This is a genomic window from Streptomyces sp. SID5910 (assembly GCF_009862125.1).
Lineage (GTDB): Bacteria > Actinomycetota > Actinomycetes > Streptomycetales > Streptomycetaceae > Streptomyces.
This window is the reverse complement of sequence record NZ_WWHX01000920.1, coordinates 1-1219: the sequence shown is the minus strand read 5'-3', so window position 1 is coordinate 1219 and position 1219 is coordinate 1. Positions and strand designations below refer to the sequence as shown.

1 protein-coding gene is annotated in these 1219 nt (G+C 79.9%); it reads right to left on the bottom strand.

The features are described from left to right. A partial coding sequence (locus GTW67_RS32920; protein WP_346010802.1) for a histidine kinase occupies window positions 1-776 on the bottom strand: 776 nt, incomplete at its 3' end. Window positions 777-1219 lie beyond the last annotated feature (443 nt).

The window sequence follows — 1219 nt, the reverse complement described above, 5'->3', positions numbered from 1 at the left end:
CGGTGCAGCAGCCGTCCGTCGACGCCGGCGGGATCCGGGGCCGGTGCGGTGTCCGACGGCTCCCAGCGCACCGGGAGCCCCGACTCGGCGGCGCGGGCGACGAGATCCGCCACGCTCTCGCCCGCCGGGGTCAGCGGGGCCGGCTCGTCCGCCTCGCGCAGCACGCCGATGATCCGGTGCAGCCGGTCCGTCGCGTCGGCGGCCGCCGCCCGCAGGTCGGCCGCGGCGGCACGGTGCTCGGCGGCGAGCCCGGGGGCGACCTGGAGGGCACCGGCGCGCAGGGCGATCAGGCTCAGTTCGTGGCCGAGGGAGTCGTGCATGTCCTGGGCGATCCTGGCCCGCTCCCGCAGCCGGGCCCGCTCCTCGGCGTGCCGCTGCTCGTCCTCCAGCCGGGCCGCCCTGAGCCAGCCGGCCTCGGCGAGCGCGCGGCTCTGCCGCCAGTAGCGTCCGCCGAGCCAGGGGAAGACGCAGCCGAACAGCAGCGTGCCGGTCATGACCAGCCACTCCGGGGCCGGGTCCGCGCCGGTCAGCGCGATGCGTGCCGTGCCGGCGACGCCCACCGCGGCGAAGGCGGCCACCGCGGGGCGCGCCCGGGGCGCGCGCAGGCCGAGGAGCAGGGCGAGGACGCCGAGGGCGGGGCCGTAGGAGACGCTGAACAGGGCGGGCGCGGCGGCCAGACCCAGGCCCGCGGCCAGGGCGAACGCGGTGAGGGGGCAGCGCCGGGCGAGTACGACGGCCGCGGCGAGCACACCCAGACCGGCCAGCTGCTGCCACACGGAACGCGGCTCGTTCAGTCCGAGCCGGTCAGCCGTGACCGCCGGGACGGCGAGTAGCGCCCAGAGCAGGATGCCTCTGGCGATGGGCCGGGCCCGGATCGGCCGGCGCGGGGAGCGGGGGCGGACGCCGGAGGGGGTGCGGGTGGCGGAGGAGGCGTGAGTGGCGGAGGGGGCGCGGGTGGCGGAGGAGGCGTGAGTCGCGGAGGGCGGGTGGGTGGCGGGGGCGGGGCGGGTGCCAAGGTTGGGGCGAGAGCCGGCGTCGGGGCGAGAGCCGGCGTCGGGGCGAGAGCCGGCGTCAGGGCGCGTGCCGGTGTCGGGGCGAGCGTCAGCGCTGGTACAGGCACCGGCCCCCGGGTCCCCGGGCCGGCCGCCATCCCGCTCCGCCCGGCCGTCCGCCCCGGCGTGACCGTCCGCCCCGGCCTGACCCCCCGCCTCCGTCCGGC